Source organism: Kitasatospora sp. NPDC058478, from assembly GCF_042720345.1.
GTDB lineage: Bacteria > Actinomycetota > Actinomycetes > Streptomycetales > Streptomycetaceae > Kitasatospora.
Genome location: NZ_JBHXML010000101.1, coordinates 1 through 15,832 on the forward strand (window position 1 = coordinate 1; position 15,832 = coordinate 15,832).

Below are 15,832 nucleotides of genomic sequence, written 5' to 3' on the forward strand. Positions count from 1 at the left end.
GCCGCCAGGCCGGCCACCGTCGGCGCCTCGAAGAGCGCGCGCAGCCCGACCTCGGCCCCCAGGGCCGAACGGACGCGGGAGACCAGTCGGGTGGCCAGCAGCGAGTGCCCGCCCAGGTCGAAGAAGTCGTCGTCGACACCTACCTGGCCCCGGCCCAGCACCTCCGCGAACAGCTCGCACAGGATCTGCTCCTGCGGCGTCCGCGCCGCCCGACCAAACCCGACGACGCCCGCATCCGGCACCGGCAGCGCCGCCCGGTCCAACTTCCCGTTCGGCGTCAACGGCAGCGCCGCCAACACCACGAACACCGACGGCACCAGGTAGTCCGGCAGCCGCTCGCGCAGGTACGACGCCAGCACCGCCGGGCGAGCGTCGGCGCCGGGGCGCGGGGCCACGTAGCCGACGAGCCGGTCGCCGTCGGTGAGGACGGCGGCCTGGGCGACGGCGGGGTGGGCGGTCAGGGCCGCCTCGATCTCGCCGGGCTCGACCCGGAAGCCGTGCACCTTCACCTGCTGGTCCGCCCGGCCGAGGTACTCCAACTCGCCGTCGGTCCGGCGGCGCACCACGTCCCCGGTGCGGTACATCCGGCTGCCCGCCTCGAACGGGCAGGCGACGAACCGACCCGCCGTCAGGCCCGGCCGGTTCAGGTAGCCGCGCGCCAGACCCGGCCCCGCGACGTACAGCTCCCCCGCGACGCCCGGCGGCACCAGGCGCAGCCCCTCGTCCAGCACGTACACCCGGAAGCCCGCGACCGGCCGGCCGATCGGCGGCACGCCCGCCCCCGGGGACAGCGGGGCGCTCATCGTCGCGCACACCGTCGTCTCCGTCGGCCCGTACGCGTTGACCATCCGCCGCCCCGGCGCCCAGCGCGCCACCAGCTCCGGCGGGCACGCCTCACCCGCCACCACCAGGGTGCCGGCCGTGACATCGGTGCTGTCCAGCGCGGCCAGGGCCGAGGGCGGCAGAGTCACATGGGTGACGTCGAGCCGGCGGCCCGTCAGGGCCTCCAGCGGGGCCCCGGACGGGGCGAGCACGAGGGTGGCGCCGGTCAGCAGGGCGCTGCACAGGTCCCAGAACGACGCGTCGAAGCTGGGCGAGGCGAACTGGAGGACGCGGCTGCCCGGCGACACGCCGAGCCGCTCGACCTGCGCCGCCACCAGACCCGACACCCCGCCGTGGCTCACCACCACGCCCTTGGGGCGACCGGTCGAACCCGAGGTGTAGATCACGTACGCCGGATGCCGGATGTCGAGGGCGACCTCAGGATCGGTGTCCGGCCAGGCGGACGCCTCGCACACCTCGCACGCCTCGGCGACCAGCGCCGGATCGTCGACCACCAGTACCGGGCGGGCGTCCTCCAGCATGTACGCGATCCGCGCCGCCGGGTACGACGGGTCCACCGGCAGGTACGCGGCACCGGCCTTCAGGACACCCAGCACGGCCACCACCGACTCCACCGAACGCGGCAGCGCCACCGCCACGACCTGCTCCGGCCCTACCCCACGGGCGATCAGCACATGCGCGAACCGGTCGGCCCGGACATCAAGTTGACGATATGTCACCTCTACCGTCCCGTCGGTCAGCGCGAGCGCGTCCGGCGTCGCCGCCACCTGCGCCGCGAACGCCTCCGGCAGGCTCACCCCGGCCGCCCGTGGCTCGACGGCGGGCAGCAGCTCGCGGCGCTCCTCGGCCGACAGCAGCTCGATCGCACCGATCGGCCGGTCCGGATCGGCGGCGACCGCCGCCAGCAGCCTGGTCCAGCGGGCGACCAGGGCCTCGACCGTCGAACGGTCGAACAGGTCGGTGCTGTACTCGACCGCACCGGTCAGCCCGGCCGGCGTGCCGTCGGGCCCGCGGTTCTCCGCGAGGCCGAAGGTCAGGTCGACCCGCGAGGTCCCGGTCGGCACCGGCACCCCGGAGACCGTCAGCCCGGGCAGCTCGAAGTCGCCCATCGGCGCGTTCTGCAGGGCCAGTACGGTCTGGAAGAGCGGGTGGAGCGACATCGACCGGGACGGGTTCAGCGCCTCCACCAGGTGCTCGAACGGCACGTCCTGGTGCGCGAAGGCCGACAGCGTCGTCTCCCGCACCCGGCCCAGCAGTTCGAGGAAGCTCGGGTCCCCGCTCGTGTCGGTGCGCAGCACCAGCGCGTTGACGAAGAACCCGACCAACTCGTCCAGCGCCTCGTCGGTGCGCCCCGCGATCGGGCTGCCGATCGGGATGTCCGTCCCCGCGCCCAGCCGCGTGTACAGCGCCGCCAGGCCCGCCTGGAGCACCATGAACAGACTGCTCCCGGACCGCCGGGCCAACTCGGCCAGCCCCGCGTGCAGTTCGGCGGGCAGCCGGATGTCCAGCAGGTCGCCGCCGTAGGTCATGACCGCCGGCCTGGGCCGGTCGACGGGCAGCGCGAGCTGCTCGGGAAGCCCGGCGAGCGCTTGGCTCCAGTAGCCGACCTGGCGGGCGAACGCGCTGTCCGCGTCGGACTCCTCGCCGAGGATCTCGTGCTGCCACACGGTGTAGTCCGCGTAGCTCACCGGCAGCGGCGCCCAGCCCGGGGCGTCGCCGCGCCGGCGGGCGGTGTACGCGGTCGCGAGGTCGCGGGAGAGCGGGCTCATCGACCAGCCGTCGCCGGCGATGTGGTGCAGGACGACGAGCAGGACGTGCTCGTCGGGGGCGAGCGTGAACAGCTGCGCCCGGACGGGCAGGTCCGCCGTCAGGTCGAAGGCGCGCACCGCCGCCTCGCTCAGCAGCCCCGGCAGCTCCGACTCGCCGGCCCGGCGCACCGGGATCCGGATGGTGGCCTCCGCGGCGCTCAGCACGCGCTGACGCGGGACGCCCTCGGTGTGCGGGAACACCGTGCGCAGGCTCTCGTGCCGCGCCACCACGTCCGTCAGCGCCGCTCCCAGCGCCTCCTGGTCGAGGTCGCCGGTCAGCCGCAGTGCCAGCGGCATGTGGTAGGTCGCGCTGGGCGCCCCGAACTGGTGCAGGAACCACAGGCGGCGCTGGGCGAAGGACAGCGGCAGCGGTTCCCGGCGCGGCCGGGGCACCAGCGCCTGCCGTGCGGTGGCGGCGTCGTGCAGGCCGGCCGCGAGCCCGGCCGGTGTCGGGGTCCGGAACAGGCTGCGCAGCTCCAGCTCGACCCCGAGGGTCGCCCGGACCCGGGAGACCAGTCGGGTGGCGAGCAGCGAGTGCCCGCCCAGGTCGAAGAAGTCGTCGTCGACCCCGACCTGGCCCCGGCCCAGCACCTCCGCGAACAGCTCGCACAGGATCTGCTCCTGCGGCGTCCGCGCCGCCCGACCGAACCCGACGACGCCCGCATCCGGCACCGGCAGCGCCGCCCGGTCCAACTTCCCGTTCGGCGTCAACGGCAGCGCCGCCAACACCACGAACACCGACGGCACCAGGTAGTCCGGCAGCCGCTCGCGCAGGTACGACGCCAGCACCGGCGCCGTGGTCCCGCTCTCGGCCGCGGGTACGACGTAGGCGACGATCCTGGTGTCGCCCGGCCGGTCCTCGCGGGCGAGCACCGCGACCTGGGCCACGCCGGGGTGGGCGGCCAGCTCGGCCTCGATCTCGCCGGGCTCGACCCGGAAGCCGCGCACCTTCACCTGGTGGTCCGCCCGGCCGGCGAACTCCAGCTCCCTGTCGGCGCGCCAGCGCACCAGGTCCCCGGTGCGGTACATCCGGCTGCCCGCCGGCCCGAACGGGTCGGCGACGAAGCGCCCGGCCGTCAGGCCCGGCCGGTTCAGGTAGCCGCGGGCCAGCCCGGCCCCGGCCAGGTACAGCTCGCCCGTGACGCCGGGGGCGACCGGGCGCAGGGCCGCATCCAGCACGTACGCCCGGCTGTTGGCGATCGGGCGGCCGATCGGCACCGGCAGCGGGCAGTCGGCGGGGTTGGCCGGCAGCGGGAAGGCGGTGATCACGTGGGTCTCGGCCGGGCCGTAGTGGTTGTGCAGCACCCGGCCGGGCCCGCGGGCCTGGAGGCGCCGCAGGCCGCCGCCCAGGCGCATCGGCTCGCCGGCCTGCGCGATCAGCCGCAGGTCCGGCAGGTCCCGCCCGTGTTCCTCGGCCGCCTCCGCCAGTGCCTCGATCACCAGGTTGGGGGCGAAGAGCTCCGCCACCCGGTGCTGTTCCAGCCACCGGGCGAGGAGTTCGGCACTGCGGCGCTGCTCGTCGGTCGGCACCACCAGGGTCTTGCCGAACAGCAGCGCGGAGAGCATCTCCTGCACCGAGACGTCGAAGCTGAGCGCGGTGAACTGCGCGGTGCGCGTGCCCGTCCCGCCGCCGACGGCGCGGTGGTGCCAGTGCAGCAGGTTCGTCAGGGCGCCGGAGGGCATCACCACGCCCTTGGGCCGGCCGGTCGAGCCGGACGTGTAGATGACGTACGCCGGGTGCCGGGCGTCCGGTGCGACCAGCGGGTCGGTGTCCGGGTACGTCCCGTGCGCGTCGACGGCCGCGAGGTCGTCGAGCACCACGGCCGGCCGGGCGTCCTCCACCATGTACGCGATCCGGGCGGCCGGGTAGTCCGGGTCGACCGGCAGGTACGCGGCGCCGGTCTTGAGCACCGCGAGGACGGCCACCACCAGCTCCGCCGAGCGCGGCAGGCACAGGGCGACGATCTGCTCCGGCCCCACCCCGCGCCCGATGAGCGCGTGGGCCAGCCGGTTGGCGCGGGCGTTCAGCTCCCGGTAGGTGAGCACGGTGTCCTCGAACACCACCGCCTCGGCCTCCGGGGTGGCCCTGGCCTGCGCCTCGAACAGCGCGGCCGGGCCGGTGCCGGGGTACGGGCACCCGGTGTCGTTGCGCCCGGCCAGCAGTTCGTGCCGTTCCTCGGCGGTGAGGACGTCGATCCGGCTCAGCGGCCGGTCCGGCTCGGCCGCCGCCGCCGCGAGCAGCCGCAGCCAGCGGGCGAGCAGGGCCTCCACCGTGGCCCGGTCGAACAGGTCGGTGGCGTACTCGACGTGGCCGATGATGCCCTCCGGCGCCCCGCCGGTGCCGCCGCGCTCCAGCAGGTGGAAGGAGAGGTCGAACATCGCGGTGGGCGACTGCAACAGCACGAGCTCGGTGGCCAGGCCGGGCAGCTCGAAGGCGGAGCGCGGCGCGTTCTGCAGCGCGAGCAGCACCTGGAACAGCGGCTGACGGGCCGACGACCGGGCCGGGTTGAGGGCCTCGACCAGGTGGTCGAACGGCAGCTCCTGATGGGCGTACGCGGCCAGCGCGGTGTCCCGGACGCGGCCGAGCAGCTCGGCGAAGGTCGGGTCCCCGCTCGTGTCGGTGCGCAGCACCAGCGTGTTGACGAAGAACCCGACCAGCTCGTCCAGCGCCTGGTCCGTCCGGCCCGCGATCAGGCTCCCGACCGGGATGTCCTCGCCCGCGCCCAGCTTGCTGAGCAGGGCCGAGAACCCCGCCTGGAGCACCATGAACACGCTCGCGCCGCGCTCACGGCCCAGGCGGACCAGCGCCTCGTGCAGTTCGGCGTCCAGCTCGACGGGGAGGTGTCCGCCCCGGCTGGAGACGGTGGTGGGGCGGGGCCGGTCGGCGGGCAGCCGGATCTGCTCCGGCAGGCCGGCCAGCTGCCCGGTCCAGTAGTCCGCCTGCCGGGCGAACAGGCTCTCCGGGTCGGTGCGGTCCCCGAGCAGCCGGTCGTGCCACAGGGTGTAGTCGGCGTACTGCACCGGCAGGTCCGCCCAGGCCGGTTCCTCGCCGCGCAGCCGCGCCGCGTACGCGGTGGACAGGTCGGCGGACACCAGGCCCAGCGACCAGGCGTCGCCCGCGATGTGGTGGATCACCACCAGCAGCACGTACGCGTCCGCCGCCAGTTCGAACAGCTCGGCGCGCACGGGCGCTTCGGCCGCCAGGTCGAATCCGCGGCCCACGGCCTCGGTCAGGGCCTGGGGCAGGCCCGCCTCGTCGGTCAAGGTGACGGACAGGCGCGGCCGGGCCGTCTCGGCGTCCAGGACCTGCTGGTACGGCACGCCGTCGATCTGGGGGAAGGCCGTGCGCAGGCTCTCGTGGCGGGCGACGACGTCCCCGAGCGCGGCCCGCAGCGCGTCCTGGTCCAGGTCGCCGGTCAGGCGCCAGGCCAGCGGGATGTGGTACATCGCGCTGGCGCCCTCCAGTTGGTCGACGAACCACAGCCGCCGCTGCGCGTACGACAGCGGTACGCGGTCGGGCCGCTCCGCGCGGCCCAGGGCGAGCCGTGCCCGGTCGGCCCCGCCCAGGCCGGCGGCCAGGCCGGCCACCGTCGGGGTCTCGAACAGGCTGCGCAGCTCCAGCTCCACGCCCAGGGTCGCGCGGACGCGGGCCACCAGCCGGGTGGCGAGCAGGGAGTGCCCGCCGAGGGCGAAGAAGTCGTCGTCGGCGCCGACCTGGGACACCCCCAGCACCTCCGCGAACAGTCCGGCGAGGACGTGTTCCTGCGGGGTGTGCGGAGCCCGGCCGGCCGGGGCGCCGGTGGTGTCGGGCTCGGGCAGGGCGCGCCGGTCGAGCTTGCCGTTGCCGGTCAGCGGCAGCGCGTCGAGGGCGACGTACGCGGCCGGCACCATGTGGTCCGGCAGCCGCTCGCGCAGGTGGGCGCGGAGCTCGTCCGGCTCGACGGCCGCCCCGGCCACGGGCACCAGGTAGGCGACCAGCCGGGTGTCGTCGGCGCGGTCCTGCCGGGCGATCACCGCGACCTGGCGGATCCGCGGGTGCTGGGCGAGGGCCGCCTCGATCTCGCCGAGCTCGATCCGGAAGCCGCGCACCTTGACCTGGTCGTCCGCCCGGCCCGCGTACTCCAGCGCGCTGTCCGCGCGCCGGCGCACGAGGTCGCCGCTGCGGTACATCCGGCTGCCCGCCGGCCCGTACGGGTCGGCGACGAAGCGCCCGGCGGTCAGGCCCGGCCGGTTCAGGTAGCCGCGGGCCAGCCCGGCGCCGGCCACGTACAGCTCGCCGACGACGCCGGGGGGCACCGGCTGGAGGTACGCGTCGAGCACGTGGGCGCGCAGGTCGGGGATCGCGGTGCCGATGACGCTCGCCGGGGCGGCGGAGTGCGCGCCGTCCAGTTCCGCGTAGGTGACGTGCACGGTGGTCTCGGTGATGCCGTACATGTTGACCAGCCGCGGCGCGTCGTCCGGGTGCCGCTCGAACCAGGGCGCCAGGCGGGCGGGTTCCAGGGCCTCGCCGCCGAACACGACGGTCCGCAGGGAGAGTTCGCGCGGGTGCTCGGCGTCGGCCTGCATCAGCTGGTAGAAGGCGGACGGCGTCTGGTTGAGCACCGTCACCCGCTCGCGGGCGAGGAGCTCCAGGAACCGCTCCGGTGCGCGGGTGACGTCGAACGGCACCACGACCAGTCGGCCGCCGTGCAGCAGCGGGCCCCAGATCTCCCACACCGAGAAGTCGAAGGCGTAGGAGTGGAAGAGCGTCCAGACGTCCTCGGCGGAGAAGTCGAACCAGTGCCGGGTGGCGTCGAACAACCGCACCACGTTGCGGTGCGGGACCACCACGCCCTTGGGCTTCCCGGTGGACCCGGAGGTGTAGATGACGTAGGCGGCGCTGTCGGGTGCGACGGCGACCGCGGGGTCCGTGTCCGGCAGGCCGTCCAGCTCGGCGGTGTCCAGCAGGAGCCGGTCGACGCCGTCCGCGCCCGGCAGGTCGCCGCTGCGGCGGTCCGTCAGGAGCAGCGCGGGCCGGGCGTCATCGAGCAGGTGGGCGATCCGGGCTGCCGGGTAGTCCGGGTCGACCGGCAGGTACGCGGCGCCGGTCTTGAGCACGGCGAGGACGGCCACCACCAGCTCGGCCGAGCGCGGCAGCGCCAGTGCCACCAGTTGCTCCGGCCCCACCCCGCGCCCGATGAGCGCGTGGGCCAGCCGGTTGGCCCGGGCGTTCAGCTCGCCGTACGTCAGCGCGGCCTCGCCGCACACCACCGCGACCGCGTCCGGCCGCTCCCGCGCCTGGGCCTCGAACAGCGCGGACAGCCCGGTGGTCTCGGCCGTCGTCGCGGGGACCGGTCCCGCCGGCAGCAGTGCGTGCCGCTCCTCGGCGGAGAGCAGGTCGAGCCGGCTGAGCCGTCGCCGGGGGTCGGCGACCGCCGCCGTGAGCAGGCGCACCCAGCGCGCGATCACCGTCTCGACGGTCGCCCGGTCGTACAGGTCGCAGGCGTACTCGACGAATCCGTCGATCCCCTCGGGGGCGCCGTCCTCGGAATGCCGTTCGGACATCGAGAAGATCAGGTCGAGCTTGGAGGTGGTCGTGGTCAGTTTGACCTCGCCGGTCTCCAGCCCGGGCGGGGTGAAGTCGGCCCGCGGGGCGTTCTGGAGCACCAGCATGACCTGGAACAGGGGGTGGTGCGACAGTGACCGGGCCGGGTTGAGGGCCTCGACCAGGTACTCGAACGGCAGCTCCTGGTGGGCGTAGCCGGCCAGCGCGGTGTCCCGGACGCGGCCGAGCAGTTCGGCGAAGGTCGGGTCCCCGCTCGTGTCGGTGCGCAGCACCAGCGTGTTGACGAAGAACCCGACCAGCTCGTCCAGCGCCTGGTCCGTCCGGCCCGCGATCAGGCTCCCGACCGGGATGTCCTCACCCGCGCCCAGCTTGCTGAGCAGGGCCGAGAGCCCTGCCTGGAGCACCATGAAGAGGCTGGTGCCGTGCGCGCGGGCGAGTTCGCGCAGGCCCTGGTGCAGCTGCGCGTCCAGTCCGGTGCGCACGAAGTCGCCCCGGTGCGAGGCCATCGCGGGGCGGGGCCGGTCGGTGGGCAGCTGGAGCTGCTCCGGCAGGCCGGCCAGTTGCCCGGTCCAGTAGTCCGCCTGCCGGGCGAACAGGCTGTCCCGGTCGGCGGCGTCGCCCAGCAGTTCGTGCTGCCACAGCGTGTAGTCGGCGTACTGGACGGCCAGCGCCTCCCAGGACGGCTCCTCGCCCCGGCGGCGCGCCGCGTAGGCGGCGGTGAGGTTCTGCGCCAGCGGGCCGAGCGACCAGCCGTCGCCCGCGATGTGGTGGACCACCAGCAGCAGGACGTGCTCGTCCGGCGCCAGTTCGAACAGTTCGGTGTGCAGCGGCAGGTCGGTGCTCAGGTCGAACCGGCAGGCCAGCGCCGTGGCCAGGGCCGCGTCCAGCTCCGCTTCGGTGGTGCGGCGCTGGTGCAGCCGGGGGCGGGCCGCCACGACGTCCAGCACCTGCTGGTACGGCACGCCGTCCACGGCCGGGAAGAGTGTGCGCAGGCTCTCGTGCCGGGCCACCACGTCCGCCAGCGCGGCCGTCAGCGCCTCGCGGTCGAGCGGTCCGGTCAGCCGCCAGGCCAGCGGGATGTTGTAGTTGGCGCTGGCGCCCTCCAGCTGGTGCAGGAACCACAGCCGGCGCTGGGCGAACGACAGCGGGGTCTTCTCCGGGCGCGGGTAGGGCGCCAGGGCCAGCTGGGCGCGGCGGGCGCCGGCGAGGGCGGCGGCCAGCGCGGCCGGGGTCGGGGACTCGAACAGGGTGCGTAGCTCCAGCTCGACCCCGAGGGTCGCGCGGACCCGGGCGGCCAGCCGGGTGGCGAGCAGCGAGTGCCCGCCGAGGTCGAAGAAGCTGTCCTCGACGCCGGCCTCGGCCACCCCGAGGACCTCGGCGAACAGCTCGCAGAGGATCTGCTCCTGCGGGGTGCGCGGCGCGCGGCCGGCTCCCGCTCCCGCCGAGACGAGTTCCGGTGCGGGCAGCGCCCGGCGGTCCAGTTTCCCGTTGGTGGTCAGCGGCAGCGCGTCCAGCTCGACGAACGCCGAGGGCACCATGTACTCCGGCAGCCGCTCGCGCAGGTACGCGCGCAGCTCGGCCGAGCGCGGGGCCGCGTCGGCCGCGGGCACCAGGTACCCGACCAGCCGGGTGTCGTCGGCGCGGTCCTGCCGGGCGAGGACGGCGGCCTGGGCGACGCCGGGGTGTGCGGCCAGGGCCGCCTCGATCTCGCCGAGCTCGATCCGGAAGCCGCGCACCTTCACCTGCTGGTCGGCCCGGCCGACGAAGCTCAGGCTTCCGTCCACAGCCCGGCGCACCACGTCGCCGCTGCGGTACATCCGGCTGCCCGCCGACCCGTACGGGTCGGCGACGAAGCGCCCGGCGGTCAGGCCGGGCCGGTTCAGGTAGCCGCGCGCCAGACCGGCGCCCGCCACGTACAGCTCGCCGGCCACGCCCGGGGCCACCGGCCGCAGGTGGGGGTCCAACACGTAGGCGCGCAGGTCGGGGATGGCGGCGCCGACCACGCTGGCCGCCCCCGCGGTCGCGGCCGAGCGGTCGAGCGCGGCGTAGGTGACGTGCACGGTGGTCTCGGTGATGCCGTACATGTTGACCAGCCGCGGCGCGTCGTCCGGGTGCCGTTCGTACCAGGGCGCCAGCCGGGCGGGCTCCAGGGCCTCGCCGCCGAACACGACGGTCCGCAGGGCGAGTTCGCGCGGGTGCTCGGCGTCGGCCTGCATCAGCTGGTAGAAGGCGGACGGCGTCTGGTTGAGCACCGTCACCCGCTCGCGGGCGAGGAGCTCCAGGAACCGGCCGGGCGAGCGGCTGGTCTCGTGGTCCACGACCACCAGCCGGCCGCCGTACAGCAGCGGGCCCCACAGCTCCCAGACCGAGAAGTCGAAGGCGTAGGAGTGGAAGAGCGTCCAGACGTCCTCGGCGGAGAAGTCGAACAGCGCCCGCGTGGTGCCGAACAGCCGCACCACGTTGCGGTGCGGGACCACCACGCCCTTGGGCTTCCCGGTGGAGCCCGAGGTGTAGATGACGTACGCCGGGTGACCGGGATCGACGGCGACGGCGGGGTCCGTGTCCGGCAGGCCGTCCAGGTCGGCGGTGTCCAGCAGGAGCCGGTCCACGGACTCCGCGCCGGGCAGGTCACCGATCTGACGAGTCGTCAACAGCAGCGCGGGGCGGGCGTCCTGGAGCAGGTAGGAGATCCGGGCCGCCGGGTACTGCGGGTCCACCGGCAGGTACGCGGCGCCGGCCTTGAGGACGGCCAGGACGGCGACCACCAGCTCGGCCGAGCGCGGCAGCGCCAGGGCGACGAGCTGCTCCGGCCCCACGCCCCGGCCGATCAGCGCGTGCGCGAGCCGGTTGGCCCGGGCGTTCAGCTCGCCGTACGTCAGCGCGGCCTCGCCGCACACCACCGCGACCGCCGCCGGGTCGGCCCGTACCCGCTCCTCGACGAGCGCGGTGATGGTGCTCTGCGGAGTGTCGTCCTCGGCACCCGCCGCGGACGGCAGCAGTTCGCGCAGCTCGTCCGGCGACAGCACGTCGATCCGGCCGATCCGGCGGCCCGGGTCGGCGGCCACGGCCCGCAGCAGGCGCAGCCAGCGCTCGACGAGGTCCGCCGCGGTGGCCTCGTCGAAGAGGTCGGTGCTGTACTCCAGCACTCCCGACAGGCCGTCCTCGCCGGGCCGTTCGGTCAGGATGAAGGTCAGGTCGCACTTGGCCGTACCGGTGTGCACCAGATCGGTCGTCACCCGCAGCCCCGGCAGGTCGAAGGTGCCCGTGGGCGCGTTCTGCAGGGCGAGCATGGTCTGGAAGAGCGGGTGGTGGGCGAGCGACCTGGTCGGGTTCACCGCCTCCACCAGCTGCTCGAACGGCAGGTCCTGGTGGGCGTACGCGACCAGCGCGCCGGCCCGGACCCGGCCCAGCAGTTCGGTGAAGGTCGGGTCGCCGGTCAGGTCGGTGCGCAGCACCAGCGTGTTGACGAAGAAGCCGACCAGCTCGTCCACGGCCTCGTCGGTGCGCCCGGCGATCGGGGTGCCGATCGGTACGTCGGTGCCGGCACCGAGCTTGCCGAGCAGGGCGGCCAGCCCGGCCTGGAGCACCATGAACAGGCTGGCGCCGCCGCCCCGGGCGAGCTCGCGCAGGCCCTGGTGCAGTTCGGCGTCGAGCCGGACCGGCAGTTGCGCTCCCCGGAAGGACATCGCGGCCGGCCTGGGCCGGTCGAAGGGCAGCTCGGTCTGTTCCGGCAGCCCCGCGAGCCGCTGCGACCAGGAGGCGAGCTGCCGGCTCTGGAGGCTGTCCGGGTCGCTCTCCGCGCCGAGCAGCTCCCGCTGCCACAGGGTGTAGTCGGCGTACTGGACGGGCAGTCGGGCCCACTCGGGCTTCCCGCCCGCCGCCCGTGCGGCGTACGCGGCGGTCAGGTCCCGCGCCAGCGGGCCCATCGACCAGCCGTCGCCCGCGATGTGGTGCACCACCAGCAGCAGCGCGTGCTCGTCCGCGCCCAGCTCGAACAGCTCGGTGCGCAGCGGGGGCTGGGCCGCCAGGTCGAAGCCGTGCCGGGCCGCCTCCGCCAGCCGCTGCGGCAGGTCGCCCGCGGCGACCGCGGTGACGCGCAGCCGGGGCCGGGCGGCGTCGGGGTCCAGCACCCGCTGGCACGGCTCGCCGTCGACCACCGGGAAGACGGTGCGCAGGCTTTCGTGCCGCTCGACGACGTCGGCCAGTGCGGCTTCCAGGGCCCGCCGGTCGAGGTGCCCGGACAGGCGCAGGGCCAGCGGCACGTTGTAGGTGGCGCCGGGCCCCTCCATGCTGTGCAGGAACCACAGTCGGCGCTGCGCGAAGGACAGCGGCACCGTGTCGGGCCGCTCGCGTCGCGACAGCGCGGGCCGCGCCCGGCCGGCCCGGTCCACGGCCGCCGCCAGGCCCGCGACGGTCGGCGCGTCGAACAGGTCGGCCAGGGCCAGCTCCACGCCGAGCACCGAGCGGGCCCGGGCGATCAGCCGGGTGGCCAGCAGCGAGTGCCCGCCGAGGTCGAAGAAACTGTCGTCCGCGCCGACCCCGGACACGCCGAGGACGTCGGCGAAGAGGCCGGCGAGCACCTGCTCGGCCGCGCTGCGCGGGGCCCGTCCGGCGGTGACCGGCGCCGGGCCGGGGGCCGGGAGCGCCTGGCGGTCGAGCTTGCCGGTGGGCGTCAGCGGGAGCCCGTCCAGCAGCACGAACGCGCCGGGCACCAGGTGCTCCGGCAGCCGTTCGCGCAGGTGGGCGCGGAGCCCGTCCGGCTCGACCTGCTCCCCGGCGGTCGGGACGACGTAGGCGACCAGCCGGGGCTCGTCGTCGGTCCGGGCCACCACGGCGCTCCGCGCGACCCGGGGGTGGGTGGCGAGCGCGGCCTCGATCTCGCCCGGCTCGATCCGGAAGCCCCGGATCTTCACCTGGTCGTCCGCCCGACCGAGGAACTCCAGGTGGGCGTCCGCGCCCCACCGCACCCGGTCGCCGGTGCGGTACATGCGGGCGCCGGCCGGTCCGTACGGGTCGGCGACGAACCGCCCGGCGGTCAGGCCGGGCCGGTCGAGGTAGCCGCGGGCGAGGCCCGCACCGGCGATGTACAGCTCGCCCGGCACCCCGGCGGGCACCGGCCGCAGCGCGGTGTCCAGCACGTACAGCCGGGCGCCCGCGACGGGGCGGCCGATCACCGGGCGCGGGCTCGACGCCGCCGGCGCGACGGCCGCGTCGACGGTGCACTCGGACGGCCCGTAGAAGTTGAAGCAGGCCACGCCGTCGGCGTCCCGCAGCTGCGCCCACAGCTGCTCGGGGACGGCCTCGCCGCCCGCCACGAGCACCGCCGGGCGGTGTTCCGCGTCGCCCAGCAGGCCGTGCGCGAGCAGGAGGTGCAGATAGGACGGGGTGGCGTTGACGAAGTCGATCCGGTGCCGCACGGCGTAGTCGACGAAGGCGTCCGGGTCCGCCCAGGTGTCCAGGCCGGGGATGTGCAGCTGGTGTCCGGCGAAGAGGCCGAAGAGCTGGTCCCAGGAGGCGTCGAACGCCGCCGAGGTGGTCAGGGTCACCCGGGCACCGTCCCCGAGCAGCGGCTGGAACAGCTCCCGCCACTGGTGGACGAAGAGGTGCGCCAGGGCGCCGTGTGTCGACGCCACGCCCTTGGGCCGCCCGGTGGAGCCGGAGGTGTAGACGAGCTGGGCGGGGTGGCGCGGGTCGACGGCCACCGCGGGTTCCGCCGCCGGGCCGTCGGCGAGCCGGGCGGCGGTGGCCGGGTCGTCGAGCACCAGCCGCTCGGCGGGGCCGGATCCGGGCAGCCGGCCGGCGGTGCGGGCGTCGGTCACCAGCAGCACCGGCCGGGCGTCGTCGAGCAGGTACGCGATCCGGGCGGCCGGGTGCTCGGGATCCACCGGGAGGTAGGCCGCCCCGGTCTTCAGCACCGCCAGGATCGCCACCACCAGCGCGGCCGAGCGCGGCAGGGCCAGCGCCACCGACCGCTCGGGCCCGGCGCCCCGGGCGATCAGGGCGTGCGCCAGACGGTTGGCGCGGGCGTCGAGTTCGGCGTACGTCAGCGTTTCCTCGCCGGAGACCACCGCGACGGCGCCCGGCGTCTCGCGCACCCGGGCCCGGAAGTGCTCGGGCAGCAGGGCCGCGGGGGCTTCCGTCGTGATGCCGGTGTCGGAACCGGAACCATTGCCGGTGCCGAGGGCCAGCAGTTCGCGCTGCTCGTCGGCCCCGATCAGGCCGATGCGGCCGAGCGGCTGCTGCGGGTCGCAGTCCGCGAGGGTGTCCAGCAGGGCGAGCAACCGCCGCTGGTGGCCGAGGAGTTCACTCTCCGTGCACACCTCCGCGCAGGCTCCGAGCTCGATCCTCGGACCGTACTCGTCGCGCCCGCCCACGGCCCAGACCGCCAAGTCGTCGGCGGAGGTACCCAGGGGCGCGTACACCGTGGCAGGCTGCCCGGCGAAGCTCGGTTCGGAGTCGAAGGACATGATGTTGACGACCAGTGGGAACGCCGTCTCGATCGTGCCGGCCTGCCCGAGGTCCCGGAGCAGGTCCTCGCTGCGGTACCGCTGGTGTGTCAGCGCGGCGGCGACTTCCCGGTCCACCTGCTCGACCAGTTCCGACCAGGGCAGGTCCGGCCGCACCGACAGGCGCAGTGGCACGAGGTTCGACACCGCGCCGGGCGTCGCCGCCAGCACCGGGTCGCCCACCCGGCCGGTGACGGGGAGGCCGAGCAGCACGTCCCGGGCCCCGGTGAGCCGGTGCGCGTAGAGCGCCGTCGCCGCGAGCACGACGCGGGACCAGCGGACGCCCGTCCGCTGTGCCGCGTCGCGCAGCGCCTCGGGGCGCAGCGGTCCGGCCGGCGGGGTGCGCCGGAACGGGGCGGACGGGCCGCCCGGCCGGCGCTCCGACAGCCGGGTCGGCGCCGGCCGGTCGGCGAACCGTCCGGTCCAGTAGGCACGGTCGGCGAGGTACTGCTCCGAGTCGCGGTAGGCCTCGTCGCTGGCGACCAGGTCGCCCAGCGAGCCGAACGGGGACGGCGGCACCTGCCGCCCCTCGGCGAGCGCCGTGTACACCTGCGCCACCCGCCGGCCCACGACGGCGTACCCGAACCCGTCCATCACCAGGTGGTGGTAGCTCTGGTAGAAGACGCACCGGTCCGGCGCCAGCGTGATCAGCGCGTAGCGGAACAGCGGGTCACGGGCGAGGTCCAGCGGCCGGCGCCGGTCCCGGTCCATCCACTCCCGGGCCGCCGCGAGCGGCGCGGCCTCCCCACTGACGTCGACCTGCGCGGGCTGCCACCGCGTGTGCGCGCGGACGACCTGGTGCGGGCCCTCGGCGCCGTCGACGAAGCGCACGTGCAGGGCGTCGACCTCGTCGACGACGCGGCGCAGCGCGGTCGCGAACAGGTCCGGGTCGACCGGGCCGTGGATCTCCAGGTAATCGCCGATGCGGTAGGCCGGAATCGCCGTGCGGGCCCGTTGTTCGGCCAGCCAGATCTCGCGCTGGGCCGCTGTCAGGGGAAGGGTGTCGCCGTCGCGACGGGACATGGGGGTACCTCCAGGAATGTGGGCAGGCGTGAGGGCGCGCCGGGGCGGGCCGGGGCGCGCCGACCGCGGTGGCGTCACGCGGTCGGCGGGCGGGTGGCGGGTGGCGC

At 75.3% G+C, this 15,832-nt stretch carries 1 protein-coding gene; it reads right to left on the reverse strand.

Annotated elements, in window-relative coordinates; translation table 11 throughout:
• A partial coding sequence (locus tag ACFWPT_RS37565; protein WP_380487329.1) for an amino acid adenylation domain-containing protein occupies window positions 1-15,725 on the reverse strand: 15,725 nt, incomplete at its 3' end.
• Between the last annotated feature and the right edge of the window lie 107 nt (window positions 15,726-15,832).